This window comes from Nitratidesulfovibrio oxamicus (genome assembly GCF_015731765.1).
GTDB lineage: Bacteria > Desulfobacterota > Desulfovibrionia > Desulfovibrionales > Desulfovibrionaceae > Cupidesulfovibrio > Cupidesulfovibrio oxamicus.
Window position 1 is genome coordinate 1 of the sequence record NZ_VRYY01000781.1, and the last position, 553, is coordinate 553.

Annotated in this window: 1 protein-coding gene; it reads right to left on the reverse strand. The window is 72.0% G+C overall.

Features of this window, described 5'->3' with window-relative positions; genetic code table 11:
• The coding region (locus tag FVW20_RS18470; RefSeq protein ID WP_504739170.1) for a glycosyltransferase family protein at positions 1–539 on the reverse strand (539 nt) is incomplete at its 3' end.
• Between the last annotated feature and the right edge of the window lie 14 nt (positions 540–553).

The window sequence follows — 553 nt, forward strand, 5'->3', positions numbered from 1 at the left end:
TCCAGCAACGCGCCCCAAGCCGCGCGCCAGCGCACGATGTCCGTGTTGCCCAGCTGTGGCGTTTCCGCCGCGATGCACGCCCCGCAGCGCCATGGCGCGCCGACGGTCGCCCCGCCGTCTCCGTCCAGTGCGATGGGGCAGGGATAGCCGTCCGGCCCGATGCAGGTGATGCGCGGGCACAGGGCGGACAGGTCGTGCGCGGTGACGTCGCAGGGGATTTCCAGCAGTCGGGCCATGAGCGGCAGCAGTTCCGGCGCGGCGTGGGGGTAGCCCGCCAGATTGTGGACATGGATGTGGGTCACGCGCAGTTCGGCCAGCACTTCCAGCAGCGCGCCGAAGTCGGGCGGCAGGTCGAAGGCCAGATTGGGCAGGTGCAGGGGACCGGTCCCGCAGGCAGGACCAGCATTGCGGAGAGGGCCAGCGCCGCAGGAAGGTTCGGGCAGGTTCAGGGTCCACACGCAGCCCGCGTCGTTTCCGCGCGGGCGCAGCACCAGCGCGGGCGTGCCTTCCGCCGCCAGCCGGTCGCACAGGTCGCGCACGTGGCGTTCGGTAC